The following is a 17,748-nucleotide window of genomic DNA, read 5'->3' as shown; positions in this document are numbered from 1 at the left end:
GTGGGCCAGCGGGCCCAGACGGTTTTGCCTGGGGGGTTGGGGGTGGGGGTTGTGCCGTGGTCGGGGGCTAGGGCGGTGACGATGGTCAGGCCTCGGCCGTGGAGGGCGTCGGGGGCTAGGTGGAGTAGGCGGGGGCGGTCGGGGCCGTGGTCGGTCACTCTGATGGACAGGCTGCTTGGGGTTGCCCATAGGGAGAGGCGTATGGGGGGCTCGCCGTACGTTACGGCGTTCGCGAGGAGTTCGCTGGCCACTAGGACTACGTCTTCTGCCAGGGGCTCCAGTCCCCAGTCGACGAGGGTTCTGCTTACGTCGCGCCGGGCCTCGCCGATCATGGCGAGGGTGTTGGGGAGGTCCCAGCAGACGACGCGGAGGTCGTCCGGTGACTCAACCATTGAGGCTCCTCGGATGTGAGCGTCGCGCGTCCAGGTGGAGATGCGCGCCGGGTAACCCAAAACCCATGCTGCTACTTAAAGTAAGCACTAGTGTGCACACAGTCAGCGCGAGGTGCACGAGGATCCAGTGAACTAGTGCAGTTTCTTCTGGGCCGGCTTGCCACCGCATCGCGCCGAGATGACCACCGGTGGAGAGAGGTAGCCAATGAGCCCGCGTACCAGCCCTACGGCACGTCGTCGGCGACTCGCCGCTGAGCTACGGCGGCTTCGGAAGCAAGCCGGGCTCACCCGGGAGCAGGTGGCCGAGGTGCTCGGGTGCGCGCCTGCCACGATCACTCGCTTTGAGATCGCCCAGTCCGGGCCTCGTATAGCCGAGGTGGCGCTCATGTTGGAGCTGTACGGAATCGACGAGGGGCAGCGGGAGTCGTTGCTGGCCATGGCCAGGGAGGCACGCAAGCGGGGGTGGTGGCATCCGTACGCCGACACGATTCCGGCGTGGTTCGAGACGTTCGTAAGTCTGGAGGAAGAGGCGATCACGCTCCGGACATACGAGTCGGAGTGGGTGCCTGGGGTGCTCCAGACAGAAGCCTACGCACGGGCGACGATACTCGCGGAGCCCGTGGTGCCCAGCGAGGCCGAGACCGAGCGTCGGGTGGCTCTCCGGATGGAGCGGCAGAAGAGGCTGACCGAGGAGGACTCACCGACCATGTGGATCGTGCTCAACGAGGCGATCATCCGGCGTCTGGTGGGTGGCCGAGCCACGATGCAGGACCAGCTTCGCCGCCTGGGAGAGGCCAGCCGGCTCAGCCACGTCACTCTTCAGGTCTTGCCGTTCGACGCAGGAGCACATCCAGGCATGGACGGCGCGTTCACGATTCTGGGGTTTCCGGATCGGCGAGACCCTGATGTCGTCTACATCGAATACCGGGCCGGTAGCCTCTATCTGGAGAACCCGGTTGAGGCGGATACTTATAACCTCATGTTCGATCATCTCCGGGCGCGCGCATGTGGGCCTGACGAGTCGTATGCGTTGATCATGAAGGCGACCGAACTCTTGGCGTGATGACTGATCACTTATGGAGTGGAGCCACAGTGGACGTTTCCCAGGTCACCTGGCGGAAGAGCTCGCATAGCAGTGCTCAGGGAGGCAACTGCGTTGAGGCGGCTTCGTTCGGAACGTCGGTGGCAATCCGGGACTCCAAGAGTCCCGACGAGCCAAAGGTTGTTGTCAACCGGCGTGAGTGGCGCCTGTTCGCGCACGGGCTCAAGCGAGGACTGCTCTGAACCTTCCTTCCGCAGATTTCAATAGCCGGGCCGCGCCGCGGGAGGGTTGGCCCGATAGGGCCCAAAGAAATACAGTCCGAGCGGAGCGAGGCCCGTTTGGGGGCTGGGGAGCTGCTCCCCCACCCAGCCAAGCATTGGGCGTGATCCGATTATCGTCTGGACTCAGGTTCGACAGGGTTCATAAGGCCAGTGGTGTCAGCCCGCTTCGCTGAGCGGCTGGAATTGGACGATTAGTCGTCCGTCGAGGGCCTCGGCGACGCGTTCCAGCATTGGGATGGTCGGCATGGTGCCGCCTGCTTCCAGTCTGGCTACCGCCGGCTGCTTGAGGCCTGCGCGTTCGGCCATCTCGGCCTGAGTGAGGCCGAGTTCTTCGCGGCGTCGCCGTACAGCTTCGCTGATCGCGAAGCGGGTCCGGGCGGCTTCGTAGACGGCTCCGGCTCCCGGGCGGCTCATGACCTCGGCACGCGTCTCCGACCAGGCGTTGCTGTTGCTCAAATAATTCACCCCCTACCCGTGTGTTCCTCGGCGATACACCCGATCGTGGCTCGCACCGCCCCGTTCGATCTCTCCTATCTCCCGCTGACAGTGCTGATGAAACACCGTCGGCACGGTGACGTCTGAGGGCATGGACGTTATACGTGTGGCGAGTATTGTGTCCCTGGAATGAGGAATCAGCCCAGCTCACGGTCGTATCCGACTCTGACGAAGCCATCCCGTCCGGGCATAGCGACCGAGGATGGAAATAACGTCGAACGCTTCTGTGGTCACCAGGCGCCGTCATGAACCTACGGAGTGGCCCGCATTAGGTGGGGGTGGCCCGGTAGGGCCCTAAATAAAACAGCCCGAGCGGAGCGAGGCCCATTTCCAAGGCGGGGGTCGTTACTCCCCCGCCCTAAGCATCGTCAGCGGGCTGACTTCAGGTAGTCGCGGTTCATTTGGGTGATTACGTCCAACGAGATGCCCTTGGGGCAGACGGCGGTGCATTCGCCGGTGTTGGTGCAGCCGCCGAAGCCCTCTAGGTCCATTTGGTCGACCATGGCTACTACGCGGGTGTCGCGTTCGGGGGCGCCCTGGGGGAGGTTGCCCAGGTGGGTGATTTTGGCGGCGGTGAAGAGCGAAGCGGAGCCGTTGGGGCAGGCGGCTACGCAGGCGCCGCAGCCTATGCAGGTTGCCGCGTCGAAGGCGTCGTCGGCCGACTCCTTCTTTACCGGGATGCTGTGGGCGTCGGGGGCGGAGCCGGTGGGGACGCTGATGAAGCCGCCGGCCTGGATGATGCGGTCGAAGGAGCTGCGGTCGACCACCAGGTCCTTGATGACGGGGAAGGGGGCGGCGCGCCAGGGCTCGATGGTCACGGTGTCGCCGTCTTTGAAGTGGCGCATGTGGAGCTGGCAGGTGGTGGTGGCTCGCTGGTCGCCGTGGGCGACGCCGTTGATGACCATGCCGCACATGCCGCAGATGCCTTCGCGGCAGTCGTGGTCGAAGGCGATGGGGTCGTCGCCGGACAGGGCGAGGCGTTCGTTGAGGACGTCGAGCATTTCCAGGAAGGACATGTCCGGGGAGACGTCCTGGACCTGGTAGGTCACCATCTGGCCGCCGTCGGCGGGGCCGGACTGGCGCCAGACCTTCAGGGTCAGGTTCACGAAGGGCTCCCGGTGGTCACTTGTAGCTGCGCTGGGTCAGCTTGACGTGGTCGTAGGTGAGGGCTTCCTTGTGCAGGACAGGGGCGCCGTCGGTGCCGTGTTCCCAGGCGGCGACGTAGGCGAAGTTGTCGTCGTCGCGGAGGGCTTCGCCGTCGTCGGTCTGGGATTCGGCGCGGAAGTGGCCGCCGCACGATTCGGTGCGGTGCAGGGCGTCGAGGCACATGAGTTCGGCGAGGTCGAAGAAGTCGGCGACGCGGCCGGCGCGTTCGAGGGCCTGGTTGAGGCCGTCGTCGGTGCCGGTGACCTTGACGTCGCGCCAGAACTCCTCGCGTAGTTCGGGGATGCGCTCCAGGGCCTTGCGCAGACCTTCGGCGGTGCGTTCCATGCCGCAGTGGTCCCACATGAGGCGGCCCAGTTCGCGGTGGAAGGAGTCGGGGGTGCGGGTGCCGTCGGCGGAGAGCAGGCGGTCGATCTTGCTGGTGACCTGGGCGCGGGCCTCGTCGACGTCGTCGGGGGAGACCTCGTCGAAGGGGCCGTCGGCCAGGTAGTCGCCGATGGTGGTGGGGAGGACGAAGTAGCCGTCGGCGAGGCCCTGCATCAGCGCGGAGGCGCCGAGGCGGTTGGCACCGTGGTCGGAGAAGTTGGCCTCGCCAATCACGAAAAGTCCGGAAATGGTGGACTGGAGGTCGTAGTCGACCCACAGGCCGCCCATGGTGTAGTGGACGGCGGGGTAGATGCGCATGGGGCGGGTGTAGGGGTCCTCGCCGGTGATGCGCTCGTACATCTCGAAGAGGTTGCCGTACTTCTTCTCGACGGTGTCGCGGCCGAGGCGGGCGATGGCGTCGGCGAAGTCGAGGTAGACGCCGAGGCCGCCGGGGCCGACGCCGCGGCCTTCGTCGCAGACGTTCTTGGCGGCGCGGGAGGCGATGTCCCGGGGCACCAGGTTTCCGAAAGCGGGATATATCCGCTCTAGGTAGTAATCGCGCTCGGCTTCGGGGATGTCGCCGGGCACCCGGTCGTCGCCGGCCTTCAGCGGCACCCACACGCGGCCGTCGTTGCGCAAGGACTCCGACATCAGGGTCAGCTTGGACTGGTACTCCCCGCTGACCGGGATGCACGTCGGGTGGATCTGCGTGTAGCAGGGGTTGCCGAAGTAGGCCCCGCGCCGGTGTGCGCGCCAGATCGCGGTGGTGTTGCAGCCCTTGGCGTTGGTGGACAGGAAGAACACGTTGCCGTAGCCGCCGCTGGCGAGCACCACGGCGTCCGCCAGGTGGGTCTCGATCTCGCCGGTGACCAGGTCGCGCACGATCACGCCGCGGGCCCGGCCGCCGCTGACCACCAGGTCGAGCATCTCGTGCCTGGTGTACGTCGTCACGGTCCCGGCGGCGACCTGCCGTTCCAGTGCTTGGTACGCCCCCAGCAGCAGCTGCTGGCCCGTCTGGCCCCGCGCGTAGAAGGTGCGCGACACCTGGGCGCCGCCGAACGAGCGGGTGTCGAGCAGGCCACCGTACTCGCGGGCGAAGGGCACGCCCTGGGCCACGGCCTGGTCGATGATGTTCACGCTGACCTGGGCGAGCCGGTACACGTTGGACTCGCGGGCGCGGAAGTCGCCGCCCTTGACGGTGTCGTAGAACAGGCGGTGGATCGAGTCGCCGTCGCCGCGGTAGTTCTTGGCGGCGTTGATCCCGCCCTGCGCGGCGATGGAGTGGGCGCGGCGGGGCGAGTCCTGGTAGCAGAACGAGCTGACGCGGTATCCGAGCTCGCCGAGCGTCGCGGCGGCGGAGCCGCCGGCGAGGCCGGTGCCGACGACGATGACGTGCAGTTTGCGCTTGTTGGCGGGGTTGACCAGCCGGGCGGAGAAGCGGCGGCGGTCCCAGCGTTCCTCGATCGGGCCGTCGGGGGCCTTGGTGTCCCGCAGCGGCTCACCGGTCGTGTAGTTCACTTCAGCACCCCGATCAGCACGGCGAGGGGGACGGACAGGAAGCCGAGCACGAGCACGGCGGAGAAGGCGGCGGCCGCGGCGCTCAGCAGGTTCCGGGTGCGGCCGCGGGCCAGGCCGAGGGTCTGGAACGCGCTCCACAGGCCGTGCCGCAGGTGCAGGCCGACCATGACCAGCGCGACGACGTAGAACAGGGTCACCGGCCACCGCGCGGGGGCGAAGCCCTCGACGACGCGGTCGTAGGGGGTGGCGGCGAAGCCTTCGGGGTTGACGACGCCGAAGGTCAGGTCCAGCAGGTGCCAGACGACGAACAGCGCGATGATGACGCCGCCGTAGCGCATGGTGCGGGCCACGTAGCCGCGGGCCTGGGAGCGGCGGCGGGCGGCGTACCTGACCGGCCGGGCCTTGGACGCGCGGCGGGCGAGGGCGACGGCGGAGGTCATGTGCAGCAGTACGGCGGCGACCAGCGCGATCTCGGTGACGGTGAGCAGGACGCGGCCGGGCAGCGCGGGCTCGCCGACGGTGCGCAGCCATTCGGCGTACGCGTTGAAGGAGGCGGCGCCGAGGAAGATCTTGAGGTTGCCCAGCATGTGACCGACGAGGAACAGGACGAGCACGGCGCCGGAGATCGCCATGACGGCCTTCTGGCCGTTGGACGAGCGGTGCACGCCCCGGCGCCCGCCCCAGGCCGGCGTCTTGGCGGGCGGCGCGGCGGGCGGCACGGACTTGGTGGCCCGGCCCCGCTCAATGATGGAAGTCACGTGCCGGACGGTAGGCACGCGCGCGGGCGCCGTCCAAGTCATGAAACGCCTGGTGACGATAGCCGGAGGCTATGGGCCGTGGCTCCGGGCCGAAGCGCCCGCGCGGGCGGGGGGCGGGTGCGAGCAATCTCACATCGCGGACACCCCGTGCCGGTCGTGATCATGGTGCCGCCGTACGCTGTGAGACGTGCAGCTCCAGCAACTCGCCTCCTTCGTGGCTGTGGCGGAGACCTCTCACTTCACGCACGCGGCGGAACGGATGCGGGTGGCGCAGCCGTCCCTCAGCAAGCAGATCAAGGCGCTGGAGACCGAGCTCGGCGCGCGGCTGTTCAGCCGGGCGCGGGGCAACGTGACGCTCACGCCGGCCGGTGAGGCGTTGCTCCCCCTGGCCCGCCGCATGCTCGCGGACGCCGACACGGCGCGGCGGGAGGTGGCGGAGCTGGCGGGGCTGCTGCGGGGGCGGGTGCGGCTCGGCGCGACGCCGTCGTTGTGCGCGGGGCTGCTGGCGGACGCGCTGGCGCGGTACCACCGTGACTATCCGGGCATCGATCTGATCGTGGAGGAGGGCGGGTCGCGCGACCTGGTGGGTGATCTGGCGCGCGGCAGGCTCGACCTGGCGTTGATCATCCTGCCGTTGCACAGCAGCGACCCCTCGCTGATCACCGAGGAGATCCTGGTGGAGAGCCTGGTCGTGGCCTGCCCGGCGGAGGCCGCCAGGGCTAGCCCTCCCAAGACCCGCCGCAAATACCTGCGGATCGAGGACCTGCGCGGCAAGCCGCTGGTGATGTTCCGCCGGGGCTACGACCTGCGGGAGGCGACCCTGGCCGCGTGCCGTCAGGCGGGCTTCGAGCCGCGGTTCGCGGTGGAGGGCGGTGAGATGGACGCCGTGCTGCGGTTCGTGGAGGTCGGTCTGGGGGTCGCGGTGGTGCCGTCGATGGTGCTGGACGGGCGCCCGGGGCTCACCGGCGTCCCGCTGGCGCCGCCGGGTCTTCGCCGCACGATAGCGCTCGCTCATCGCAAGGACGTGGAGCCGACCCGGGCGGCGCAGGCTTTCCGCGCCACCTTGCTGTCGTATCTGTCGGAGGCCGCCGGAGAGGGGACGTTGCCGCAGGGTGTCGGCCTCGCCGGTCTGCCGTTGGAATGATCCCCATTCGCACGGGCAAAACGAGATTCAAGATGCTTATCAGTAGAAAGTCATGGTTCGAGGTGACCATGCGGCCGGACTGCTTTCCTTATAAGGTGCAGGGCAACACTCCAGGCCGACCATCACTTCACAAGAGGAACCAGTGACCGCGCTCTCGCCTGGCACGCCGGCGGCCCCGGCCGAGGAGATGCTCACCATCCTCCTGATCGAGGATGACGCCGGTGACGCATTCCTGGTCGAAGAGCTGCTGGCCGGTTCGCCCGAGCCCACCAAGATCATTTGGGCGCGCACCCTTGCCGAGACCCGTGAACGGCTGACCGACGACGTCCACTGCGTCGTGGTCGACCTCTCGCTCCCCGACGCCACCGGGTTAGAGGCGCTGCGCCAGGTGCTCACCATGGCACCGGACACCGCCGTCCTGGTCCTCACCGGTCTCAACGACGCGCACATGGGTGTCGAGGCGGTCGCCGCGGGCGCGCAGGACTACCTGATCAAGCAGGACGTGGACGACCGTCTGCTGGGCAGGGCCATCAGCTACGCCATCGAGCGCAAGCGGGCCGACCTGACCCAGCGCAAGCTCGCCGAGGCCCAGCACCGCAGCCAGGAGAACGCCCGGCTGGAGCGCGGCCTGCTGCCCATCCCCATGCTCAGGGACGAGCACACCCGCAAGGCGCTCCTCCACCAGGCGCGTTACCTGCCGGGCCGGCGGCAGGCGCTGCTGGCGGGCGACTTCTGGGACACCGTGCAGACTCAGGACGGCGCGGTGCACGTGGTCATCGGCGACGTGTGCGGGCACGGGCCGGACGAGGCGGCGCTCGGCGCGGCGCTGCGCATCGCCTGGCGCACGCTGGTGCTGGCCGGGCACACGGGCAACGATCTGCTCGTCACGCTGGAGACGGTGCTGCGGCACGAGCGCAAGTCGCCGGAGATCTTCACCACGATGTGCACGGTCACCATCGACCCGGATCTGAAGCACGCCCAGCTGCACGTCGTCGGCCATCCGCCGCCGCTGTTCGTGCGCGGCGGGGTGCGCGGCGGCGTGCTCGACCTGGTGCACGGCACCCCGTCCGGCCCGCCGCTCGGCATCTTCGTCGACGTCGAGTGGACCACCATCGACCTACCGCTCGGTGACGACTGGGCGATGCTGCTGTACACCGACGGCCTGATCGAGGCCACCGTGGGCGGCGGCCCCGACCTCCTCGGCACCGAGGGTCTGATCCGCCTCATCCGTGAACAGGGCGAGATCGATCTCGACCGCATCATCACCGCCGTTCAGGAGATGCACGAGAACGCCTTGAACGATGACTTGGCCGCCGTGTTGGTCGGCCGGAGACGGCTGTGACGTCATGACCGAGCTCGCCCCCCTCCCGCCCCCCGCGCCGCCCAAGGGCGTGGGACGACTGCGCCTCGGGCGGTGGTTCCTCATCGCCGGGGCGCTGTCGGCGCTCATCTTCGTCCTGGCGGCCGGCCTCACGGTGCTGACGGTCAACATCACCCGGCTGGCCCGCGAGGCCGTGATCGACTCGATCGACCCGGCCGTGCTGCGCACCCTGGAGGTCTCCACGTCGCTCACGACGCAGGAGACCGCCATCCGGACGTACGCCAGGACCAACGACCCGCAGTTCCTCCAGGACTACCGCGTCGCGCTGGCCAGGGAGACCGCGGCCATGGCGCAGCTGGACACGCTGATCGCCAGGCTGCCGGGCGAGTCGAGCCGCGTCGCCCTCGCCCGCGAGAACCTCGCCCGGTTGAAGGAGACCAGCGCCGCCTGGCACCGCGACTACGCCGACGCCGTCATCGCGGCGGTGCCGGAGCTGAAGACCCAGACGGCCTCGGCGTACGTCAACGTCAACGCCCCGCGGTTCCGCAACGTGCAGGACGCGCTGTCGGCGCAGCAGGCCAACCTGACCGATCTGCACGACCGGGCGAGCCGGTGGCTGGAGCAGGGCTGGACGGCGCTCTACTACGTGCTCGGCGTGCTGGGCCTGGTGTTCGTCGGGACGGCCGTCGCGTTCACGCTGATCGTCCGGTACATCGTGCTGCGCCCCATCTCCCAGCTCACCGGCCAGGTGCGGGCGGTCGCGCTCGGCGATTTCGACCGGCCGCTGATGGTGACCCGGCCCGCAGAGCTGGCCGAGTTGTCGGGGCGGGTGGACGCGATGCGCGGGCGCATCGTGCGGGAGTGGCGGCGGTCGGCGGACGCCAAACAGCAGTTGTCCGATCAGGCGGTGGAGCTGCGCAGGTCGAACGCCGAGCTGGAGCAGTTCGCCTACGTCGCCAGCCACGACCTGCAGGAGCCGCTGCGCAAGGTGGCCAGTTTCACCCGCATGCTGGAGCAGCGGTACAGCGACCAGCTCGACGAGCGGGCCCGGCAGTACATCGCGTTCGCGGTGGACGGCGCCAAGCGCATGCAGTTGCTGATCAACGATCTGCTCGACCTGTCGCGGGTGGGCCGGGTCGGGGGCGAGAAGGCCGCCACCGACGTCGGGGTGGTGCTGGAGACGGCGGTGGGCAACCTGTCGGCGCAGATCGAGGACACCGGCGCCACGGTGACCCATGATCCGCTGCCGGAGGTGTTCGGCAACCGGGTGCTGCTCACCCAGCTCTTTCAGAACCTCATCGGCAACGCCCTGAAGTTCCACAGCGACCGGCCGCCCAAGGTCGGCATCACGGTGGGGCGGCAGGGCGACATGTGGGAGTTCGCCTGCGCCGACAACGGAATCGGGATCGACACCAAGTACTCTGATCGCATATTCCTGATATTCCAGCGCCTGCACCCGCGCGACGTGTATCCCGGAACGGGGATCGGCCTGGCGCTGTGCAGGAAGATCGTCGAATACCACGGTGGCAAGATCTGGCTGGACGACGCCGACCCCGAGCATCCCGGCACCACCTTCCGCTTCACCCTGCCCGCGCTACCCGGAGACGAGCCCCATGACTGACTACCGCTTCATCGACGTCCTTCTAGTGGAGGACGATCCAGGTGATGTGCTCCTCACCCGGGAGGCGTTCGAGCACAACAAGGTGAAGAACAAGCTTCACGTGGTCAGCGACGGCGAGCAGGCCATGGCGTTCCTGCGCCAGGAGGGCAAGTACGCCGAGACGCCCCGGCCCGACCTGATCCTTCTCGACCTCAACCTGCCCCGCAAGGACGGCCGGGAGGTGCTGGAGGACATCAAGGCCGACGCCAACCTCCGCAGCATCCCCGTGGTGGTGCTGACCACCTCCGAGGCGGAGGAGGACATCCTCCGCAGCTACCACCTGCACGCCAACGCGTACGTCGCCAAGCCCGTGGACTTCGACCAGTTCATCAAGGTGGTACGCCAGATCGACGACTTCTTCGTCAGTGTCGTTAAACTGCCTAAGACGGGCCAGCGTCCCTGGGCCTGACTCCGACGTGACGGGAATCACACCTGGTCAGCGGAAAAAGTGAGTGACCATGCTCACGCCACGGTCTCAGGCCTCGTAACGTAGACGCCCACCGGCACGCGCGCGGCTGTGTGATCGGCGCGATACAGACGCGCGCGGCACGCACCCAGCGACCACGTGAAAAGCCCGGATCTCCCGTACACCGGACGGTGAGATCCGCCGGAGGTGGAGAGTTCTCCGATGACCCAGACAACGGCCGGTCGGCCGGCCAACGAGCCGGCCCAGCGCAAGCAGCGAGCCCAGATCAAGGCGCGCACCCTGCGCACGGACCGATGGTGGTTGGCCCCGGCCATCACATTCGCGGCGCTCGCGTCGTTCCTCGTATACGGATTCTGGGCGATCTTCGACCAGAGTTACTTCGTCGAGCCCTACATCGCTCCTTTCTCCTCGCCGTGCCTCGCGACCTCCTGTCCCGAGGGGGCGCGGTTCCTCGGGCTCGCCCCCTTCGGCGACTGGTGGACGCTGCCGCCCGGCATATTGATCCTCGGCCTTCCCGCGGGGTTCCGTCTCACCTGTTACTACTACCGCAAGGGGTACTACCGCGCGTTCTGGCTCTCGCCGCCGGCCTGCGCGGTGGGCGAGCCGCACAAGAAGTACACCGGTGAGACGCGGCTGCCGCTGATCATCCAGAACGTCCACCGCTACTTCTTCTACGGCGCGGTGCTGATCGCCCTGGTCCTCACCTGGGACGCGGTGCTGGCGCTGCGCGACGCCGAGGGCAACTGGGGGCACGTCGGGCTCGGCACGATCATCCTGTGGGTCAACGTGGTGCTCATCTGGGCGTACACCCTGAGCTGCCACTCCTGCCGCCACATCACGGCCGGCCGGCTCAACCACTTCTCCAAGCACCCCGTGCGCTACAAGATGTGGACCTTCGTGTCGCGGCTGAACAGCCGCCACATGCTGCTGGCCTGGCTGTCGATGTACTCCGTCATGCTCGCCGACCTGTACGTGCGCCTGGTCGCCAAGGGCGTCATCAACTTCCCGTTCGCCTAAGGATCATTGTGGAAATCGAGCGTCACGAATACGACGTCGTCGTCATCGGAGCGGGCGGCGCCGGGCTCCGGGCGGCGATCGAGGCCCGGCAGCAGGGGAAGCGCACGGCCATCGTCTGCAAGTCGCTGTTCGGCAAGGCCCACACCGTCATGGCGGAGGGCGGCGCCGCCGCGGCGATGGGGAACGTCAACTCCGACGACAACTGGATGGTGCACTTCCGGGACACCATGCGCGGGGGCAAGTTCCTCAACAACTGGCGCATGGCCGAGCTGCACGCCAAGGAGGCCCCGGACCGCGTCTGGGAGCTGGAGGCCTGGGGCGCGTTGTTCGACCGCACCAAGGACGGCAAGATCAGCCAGCGGAACTTCGGCGGCCACGAATACCCGCGGCTGGCCCACGTCGGCGACCGCACCGGCCTGGAGCTGATCCGCACGCTGCAGCAGCGGGTCGTCGCCCTCCAGCAGGAGGACGAGCGGCTGCACGGCGACCCCGAGGCGTACCTCAAGGTGTTCGCCGAGTGCACGATCACGCGGCTACTCAAGGACGGCCCGGACGACGACGCCGCGATCAGCGGCGCGTTCGGGTACTGGCGGGAGACCGGCCGCCTGATCTGCTTCGACACGCCGGCGGTCGTGCTGGCCACCGGCGGCATCGGCAAGTCCTACACCGTCACGTCCAACTCCTGGGAGTACACCGGGGACGGGCACGCGCTGGCGCTGCTGGCCGGGGCGAAGCTGATCAACATGGAGTTCATCCAGTTCCACCCCACCGGCATGGTGTGGCCGCCGTCCGTGCGCGGCATCCTGGTCACCGAGTCGGTGCGCGGCGACGGCGGGGTGCTGCGCAACTCCGACGGCGTGCGGTTCATGTTCAACTACATCCCCGACGTGTTCAAGGACAAGTACGCGACCACCGAGGAGGAGGGCGACCGCTGGTACAACGACCAGGCCAACAACCGCCGTCCTCCCGAGCTGCTGCCCCGCGACGAGGTCGCCCGCGCGATCAACTCCGAGGTCAAGGCGGGTCGCGGGACACCGCACGGCGGTGTGTTCCTGGACGTGTCCAGCCGCCTGCCCGCCGCCGAGATCGTCAAGCGGCTGCCGTCCATGCACCACCAGTTCAAGGAGCTGGCGGACGTCGACATCACCGCCGAGCCCATGGAGGTCGGGCCGACCTGCCACTACATCATGGGCGGCGTCGAGGTGGACGCCGACACGGCCGCCTCGTCGGTCCCGGGGCTGTTCGCGGCCGGTGAGGTGTCCGGCGGCATGCACGGCTCCAACCGTCTCGGCGGCAACTCCCTGTCCGACCTTCTGGTGTTCGGCCGGCGGGCCGGGGCGGGCGCGGCGGCGTACGTCGACGGGCTCGGCTCGCGGCCGGTGATCGCCGCCGAGTCGCTCGCGGACGCCGAGGTGGAGGCCCTGGCGCCGCTGGCGCGCGGCGGCGGGGAGAACCCCTACGAGGTGCACCACGAGCTCCAGCGGACCATGAACGAACTGGTCGGGATCATCCGCAAGGCCGGGGAGATCAGGGAGGCGCTGGAGGTCGTCGTCAAGCTCAAGGAGCGGGCCGCCAACTCCGGCGCGCCCGGCGGCCGGATCTACAACCCCGGCTGGCACCTCGCGCTCGACCTGCGCAACATGCTGCTCGTGTCCGAGTGCGTGGCGCGCGCGGCGCTGCTGCGCGAGGAGAGCCGCGGCGGGCACACCCGCGACGACTACCCGGGCATGTCGGCCGACTGGCGGCGCAAGCTGCTGGTGTGCGGGGTCGCCGCGGACGGCGAGGTGAGCGTGGAGGAGCAGGAGCAGCCCTCCATGCGCGAGGACCTGCTGACGCTGTTCGACCGGGCGGAGCTCAGCAAGTACCTCACCGCCGACGAGATGGCGGAATTCGACGCGCTCGTGAAGGAGTCCCGATGAGTTACAAGGCCAAATTCCGCGTGTGGCGCGGCGAGGGCGGCGAGGGCGCGCTCGAGGACTTCGTCGTCGAGGTGAACGAGGGTGAGGTCGTCCTCGACGTCATCCACCGGTTGCAGGCCACGCAGGCGCCCGATCTGGCGGTGCGGTGGAACTGCAAGGCGGGCAAGTGCGGCTCGTGCTCGGTGGAGATCAACGGCAAGCCGCGGCTCGGGTGCATGACCCGCATGTCGACGTTCACCGAGGACGAGACGATCACGGTGACGCCGATGCGCACCTTCCCCGTGATCAAGGACCTGGTCACGGACGTCTCGTTCAACTACCAGAAGGCGCGGGAGATCCCGTCCTTCACCCCGCCGGACAACGTCAAGCCCGGCGAGTACCGCATGCAGCAGGTCGACGTCGAGCGGTCCCAGGAGTTCCGCAAGTGCATCGAGTGCTTCATGTGCAACAACGTCTGCCACGTGATCCGTGACCACGAGGAGAACAAGCCGGCCTTCGCCGGGCCGCGTTACCTCATGCGGATCGCCGAGCTGGACATGCACCCCTACGACGTGGCCGACCGCAAGAACTCCGCGCAGGAGGAGCACGGGCTCGGGTACTGCAACATCACCAAGTGCTGCACCGAGGTCTGCCCCGAGCACATCAAGATCACCGACAACGCGCTGATCCCGATGAAGGAACGGGTCGTGGACCGCAAGTACGACCCGCTGGTGTGGCTGGGCAACAAGATCTTCAAGCGGCCGAGCTCCACGAAGTCCTGAAGTTCGCCTTACGCCTTGACGAAGAAGGGCCCGTCCGATGCGGACGGGCCCTTCTTCGTCGGTATACGTCCGGCGCGAGAGCGGACCTACGGCTCAGGAGCCGCCGCGACGGAACAGCTTGCCGAGGCCGCGGCGCTTGCCGCTCTCCGGGCCACCGGGCAGGGGGCCCTGCACGGTGCCGGTCGGGCCCTGGGCACCGCCGGGGAGCGGGGAGCCCTGCAGCGTGACACCCTCACCCGCCCTGCCCATGTCGGCCGGAGGAGAGCCGGGGAAGGTCATCGTGGCGTCGGGGGCGGCGGGGCGGGGCCACGGCTCGGACGGGCCGGACATGCCCGCCGGGAGCACCACACCGGAGCTGTACGGCGTGCTGGGGGGCTGCTCGAAGTGGGCATCCGCCGGGTCGTAGCCGGGGCCGTAGGGCTGGGCGCCGTAGGCCTGGGGGTCGCCGATCACCTGCGGGTCGCCGAACTGCTGCGGGTCCTGGGGGTAGCCGCCCGGGTAGTTCTGCACGGGGACGAAGCTGATGATCGGCGCGTAGGCCGTCCCGCCGTGGTAGATCGGGTAGCCCGGCATGGGCAGGCCGTCGTCACCTCCGCGGTGGCGGCCGGGCGGGCGCGGGCCGGCCCTGCGGACGGCCGCCGCGTGCGCCATGCGGCGGATGCGGCCCTCGAAGACCAGGACGCCCAGCATGACCAGCACCGCCAGCAGCACGCCGGGGATGGCGAGCCTGCGGCTCAGGGTGAGCTGGTCGTACTCGGGCGAGGCGTTGCGGATCTCGATCGGCACGGAGTCCGGCGTCGGGTCCTCGAAGGAGGCGCTCGGGGCGGCGGCCGCGGTGTCGGTGGGCGGGGTGGGCGTCGCCAGCGACAGCGAGAGCTGCGGGTCGGGGACCGTCGGCTCGGCGGACGGCGGCGGCGTGTCGATCGGCGGGTTCGTCGGCAGCACCGGCAGGCCGGAGGGCGGCGCCTGCGACACGGTGGGCGGCGGCGCGACCGGGCTGGTGCTGCTCGCGCGCGGCTTGGGGGACTTGGTGACCTTCACCGTCCTGGTGGGGCGCGGCGTGACCGTCCGCGTCTTGGTCACCACCGGGTCCGGCTCCTCGGTGATGGTGACCGTCACCGTGGGCTCCGTCTCCTCGGCGTCCGGGCTCTCGGAGTCGGTGATGGTGGGATCGGTGGGCTCCACCTGGGTGGGGTCGGCCATCGCGGCGTTGGCCGCGTTGGCCTTCGGGGACGTCATCGGCGCGGTGGCCAGCAGGACCAGCCCCGTCAGCCCCAGCGACGCCACCACAGCGGACACGGCCGTCACACGAACGCGTCCGCTCACCGTAGCCCTCCCAAGTTTCCCGAGCCGATCAAGTCAAGGGAAATACTAGTTGGGCCAACGGAACAGTAAAGCCTAATCCCCGACACAAGTCACACAAACCCATCGCGAGGGCCACCCTTCCCCGTCGCCACGGCCACCGGCGCGCTTCTGGACCGTTTCCCGTAGTTCGGACGCGACCGGTTCTCCCCGTCCCTGCACGGCACCGGCCCCGGTTTCGACCCCCGCCGGGTTGCTACCCGACGGGTGGCTTCTTGGCCGCGCGACGACGGCGCAGCGCGGACTGCAGCCACAGGGAGGCCAGCAGGAGGATCACCGCCGCGGCGACGGCCGGAAATCCGCGCACGCCGCTCAGGTCATCGTTTATGCCCGCCACCAGGTCGCGTGTCTGCGCGGGCGGCTGCTGAGCCGGGGCAGGCGCCTGCGCGGCGGGGAACCCCGGGGGCTGAGCTGAAGGCAGGGACGGCAACTGAGCGGAGGGACCGGACGGCATCTGCCCCGGCAGGACGGGCTGCCCGGGGAGAGCGAGCAGCCCCGGCGCGGGCTGCCCGGGAGCGGACTGCCCCGGCGCCAACTGCCCCGGTGCGAACTGCCCTGGCACAGGCAGCCCCGGCGCGGGCTGCCCCGGCGCGAACTGTCCCGGTGCGAACTGCCCCGGCGCAGGCCGCCCTGGGGCGTGCTGCCCTGGGGCGTGCTGCCCTGGGGCGTGCTGCCCTGGGGCGTGCTGCCCTGGGGCGTGCTGCCCTGGCGCGGCTTGCCCCGGCACGGGCTGCCCCGGTGCGAACTGCCCCGGTGCGAACTGCCCTGGCGCGGGCTGCCCTGGCGCGAGTTGTCCCGGCCGCATGGCTTGTCCCGGCCGCATAGCTTGGCCCGGCTGTGCGAACTGTCCCGGCGGGGCGGGCTTTGCCGGTCGTGCGGGCCGGGCGGGTGCGGCGGGGATCTGGGCCGTCAGGGGTGCTCCCGGGACGGGGACGGTGCCGGAGGGCCGCTTGGGGAGGGGCATTTCGAGGGTCCGCGTCCTCGGGGACGCGGACGACGGGGCGGGCATGGGCATCGGCACCGCGAACGGCGTGGGGCTGGGGAGCGGCCTCGGGAGCGGGAGCCTGGGGGTGACCGGCTTGGGGTGGACAAGCGCCGCCGACGGCCGGGCAGGGAGGCCCGGGGATGGGCGCGGGATCATGGTGGCGGCCACCGGACCATCGGCGCCCATGGCCGGGCCGCCGGCCTTCGGCGGCAGGCCGTCGGCTTTCCCGGGCAGCCGCCCGCCGACGCTCGCACCGCCGGGACTCCTGCTCACATCGCTCGGGAACACGCCAAAGGGGGCGAATACGACGGGATCGCCCCCTGCAGGAGCGGTCACACCCAGCCCAGGAACGGCCCCGGTCTCCCCACCGGCGACCTTGGCCACCCCTGGGGCGGCCTCGCTCATCCCTGGCGCGGTCTCGGTACTCTCGAGGGCGGCCCCCGTCCGCCCGGGGGCGGTCTCGGTCCCTCCCGGCACGGTCGCAGTCTGCCCGGCGGCAGTCTCCGCCAGCCCTGGCACGGCCCCCGTCAGCCCTGGCATAGCCCCCGCCAGCCCTGGCATAGCCCCCGCCTGCCCGGGGGCGGTCTCCGTCCCCCCTGGCACAGCTGCGGTCTGCCCGGGGGCGGTCTCCGTCCCCCCTGGCACGGCCACAGTCTGCCGGGGGGCGGTCTCCGTCCCCCCTGGCACGGCCGCAGCCTGCCCGGGGGCGATCTCCGTCAGCCCGGGGACGGTCCCCGTCAGTTCTGGCACAGCCCCCGCCTGCCCGGGGGCGGTCTCCGTCCCCCCTGGCACGGCCGCAGCCTGCCCGGGGGCGGTCTCCGTCAGCCCGGGGACGGTCCCCGTCAGTCCTGGCACAGCCCCCGTCAGCCCGGGGGCGGTCTCCGTCCCCCCTGGCACGGCCGCAGTCTGCCCCGGGGGGGTCTCCGTCAGTCCGGGGACAACCTTGGTCTCCCCTGGGGTGGCCCCAGGCTGCTCTGGCACGGCCCCCGTCGGGCCTGGCACGGCCTCGGGTCCCCCTGGCATGGTCCCGGGCTGTGCGGGGGCGGTGTCCGGGCGGTTTGGGGGGGTTTTGGAATCCTTGGGTTCGCTTGGGGTGGGGCCGGGCTGGGTGAGGTCGGTGGTGAGGGGGGTGGCTG

Annotated in this window: 16 protein-coding genes; 9 read left to right on the top strand and 7 right to left on the bottom strand. The window is 69.6% G+C overall.

From position 1 onward, the window contains the following. On the bottom strand, positions 1-392 hold a 392-nt coding region (locus ACFP1K_RS39160), incomplete at its 3' end, for an ATP-binding protein (RefSeq protein WP_380763291.1). 205 nt (positions 393-597) lie between these two features. Here ACFP1K_RS39160 and ACFP1K_RS39155 point away from each other — a divergent pair. Together ACFP1K_RS39155 and ACFP1K_RS39150 are read left to right on the top strand one after the other, a co-directional pair. Further along, a complete protein-coding gene (locus ACFP1K_RS39155) occupies positions 598-1,455 on the top strand; it encodes a helix-turn-helix domain-containing protein (protein ID WP_380763289.1) in 858 nt (285 codons plus the stop codon). After that, positions 1,455-1,676, top strand: coding sequence for a DUF397 domain-containing protein (locus tag ACFP1K_RS39150; RefSeq protein WP_380763287.1), 222 nt, complete (start codon positions 1,455-1,457; stop codon positions 1,674-1,676). The genes ACFP1K_RS39155 and ACFP1K_RS39150 overlap by 1 nt, the downstream gene beginning before the upstream one ends. Before the next feature lie 195 nt (positions 1,677-1,871). Here ACFP1K_RS39150 and ACFP1K_RS39145 read toward each other — a convergent pair whose 3' ends face one another. From ACFP1K_RS39145 to ACFP1K_RS39130, 4 genes are all read right to left on the bottom strand, one after another. Further along, positions 1,872-2,171, bottom strand: coding sequence for a helix-turn-helix domain-containing protein (locus tag ACFP1K_RS39145; RefSeq protein WP_380763285.1), 300 nt, complete (start codon positions 2,169-2,171; stop codon positions 1,872-1,874). A 407-nt stretch (positions 2,172-2,578) separates the two neighbouring features. Beyond that, positions 2,579-3,316: a succinate dehydrogenase/fumarate reductase iron-sulfur subunit gene (locus tag ACFP1K_RS39140; protein ID WP_380763283.1), complete on the bottom strand. Its 738-nt coding sequence runs from the start codon at positions 3,314-3,316 to the stop codon at positions 2,579-2,581. A 16-nt stretch (positions 3,317-3,332) separates the two neighbouring features. Then, complete coding sequence (locus ACFP1K_RS39135; RefSeq protein ID WP_380763281.1) at positions 3,333-5,258, bottom strand: fumarate reductase/succinate dehydrogenase flavoprotein subunit; 1,926 nt, start codon at positions 5,256-5,258, stop codon at positions 3,333-3,335. Beyond that, on the bottom strand, positions 5,255-6,016 hold the full coding sequence (locus tag ACFP1K_RS39130) for a succinate dehydrogenase cytochrome b subunit (RefSeq protein WP_380763279.1): 762 nt from the start codon (positions 6,014-6,016) through the stop codon (positions 5,255-5,257). The genes ACFP1K_RS39135 and ACFP1K_RS39130 overlap by 4 nt, the downstream gene beginning before the upstream one ends. Positions 6,017-6,203: 187 nt before the next feature. On the opposite strand from ACFP1K_RS39130, the gene ACFP1K_RS39125 reads away from it, so the two are divergent. The 7 genes from ACFP1K_RS39125 to ACFP1K_RS39095 all read left to right on the top strand — a co-directional run bounded on the left by ACFP1K_RS39125 (position 6,204) and on the right by ACFP1K_RS39095 (position 14,265). Then, a complete protein-coding gene (locus ACFP1K_RS39125; RefSeq protein WP_380763277.1) occupies positions 6,204-7,160 on the top strand; it encodes a LysR family transcriptional regulator in 957 nt (318 codons plus the stop codon). A gap of 142 nt (positions 7,161-7,302) precedes the next feature. After that, on the top strand, positions 7,303-8,502 hold the full coding sequence (locus tag ACFP1K_RS39120; RefSeq protein WP_380763275.1) for a PP2C family protein-serine/threonine phosphatase: 1,200 nt from the start codon (positions 7,303-7,305) through the stop codon (positions 8,500-8,502). Positions 8,503-8,506: 4 nt separating this feature from the next. Further along, positions 8,507-10,102, top strand: a complete 1,596-nt coding sequence (locus ACFP1K_RS39115; protein WP_380763273.1) for a sensor histidine kinase — start codon at positions 8,507-8,509, stop codon at positions 10,100-10,102. After that, positions 10,095-10,550, top strand: coding sequence for a response regulator (locus ACFP1K_RS39110; RefSeq protein ID WP_380763271.1), 456 nt, complete (start codon positions 10,095-10,097; stop codon positions 10,548-10,550). Before ACFP1K_RS39115 ends, ACFP1K_RS39110 begins: the two co-directional genes overlap by 8 nt. A gap of 219 nt (positions 10,551-10,769) precedes the next feature. Then, positions 10,770-11,585, top strand: a complete 816-nt coding sequence (locus ACFP1K_RS39105; protein WP_380763269.1) for a hypothetical protein — start codon at positions 10,770-10,772, stop codon at positions 11,583-11,585. Positions 11,586-11,593: 8 nt separating this feature from the next. Further along, positions 11,594-13,504 (top strand): fumarate reductase/succinate dehydrogenase flavoprotein subunit, encoded by a 1,911-nt coding sequence (locus ACFP1K_RS39100; RefSeq protein ID WP_449329180.1) that lies wholly within the window; start codon positions 11,594-11,596, stop codon positions 13,502-13,504. After that, on the top strand, positions 13,501-14,265 hold the full coding sequence (locus ACFP1K_RS39095) for a succinate dehydrogenase/fumarate reductase iron-sulfur subunit (protein ID WP_380763267.1): 765 nt from the start codon (positions 13,501-13,503) through the stop codon (positions 14,263-14,265). Before ACFP1K_RS39100 ends, ACFP1K_RS39095 begins: the two co-directional genes overlap by 4 nt. A 93-nt stretch (positions 14,266-14,358) precedes the next feature. On the opposite strand, the gene ACFP1K_RS39090 is transcribed toward ACFP1K_RS39095, so the two are convergent. Together ACFP1K_RS39090 and ACFP1K_RS39085 are read right to left on the bottom strand one after the other, a co-directional pair. Then, positions 14,359-15,591, bottom strand: a complete 1,233-nt coding sequence (locus ACFP1K_RS39090) for a hypothetical protein (RefSeq protein WP_380763265.1) — start codon at positions 15,589-15,591, stop codon at positions 14,359-14,361. A 232-nt stretch (positions 15,592-15,823) separates the two neighbouring features. Continuing rightward, positions 15,824-16,189 carry a hypothetical protein gene (locus ACFP1K_RS39085; protein WP_380763263.1) on the bottom strand — a complete coding sequence of 122 codons (366 nt, stop codon included), beginning with the start codon at positions 16,187-16,189 and terminating at the stop codon, positions 15,824-15,826. Positions 16,190-17,748: the final 1,559 nt, after the last annotated feature.

Origin of the sequence: Sphaerisporangium aureirubrum, from assembly GCF_042658925.1 — a bacterium.
Classification (GTDB): Bacteria; Actinomycetota; Actinomycetes; order Streptosporangiales; family Streptosporangiaceae; genus Sphaerisporangium; species Sphaerisporangium aureirubrum.
The sequence above is the reverse complement of the archived record's forward strand: the minus strand, read 5'-3'. Positions and strand labels throughout refer to the sequence as shown.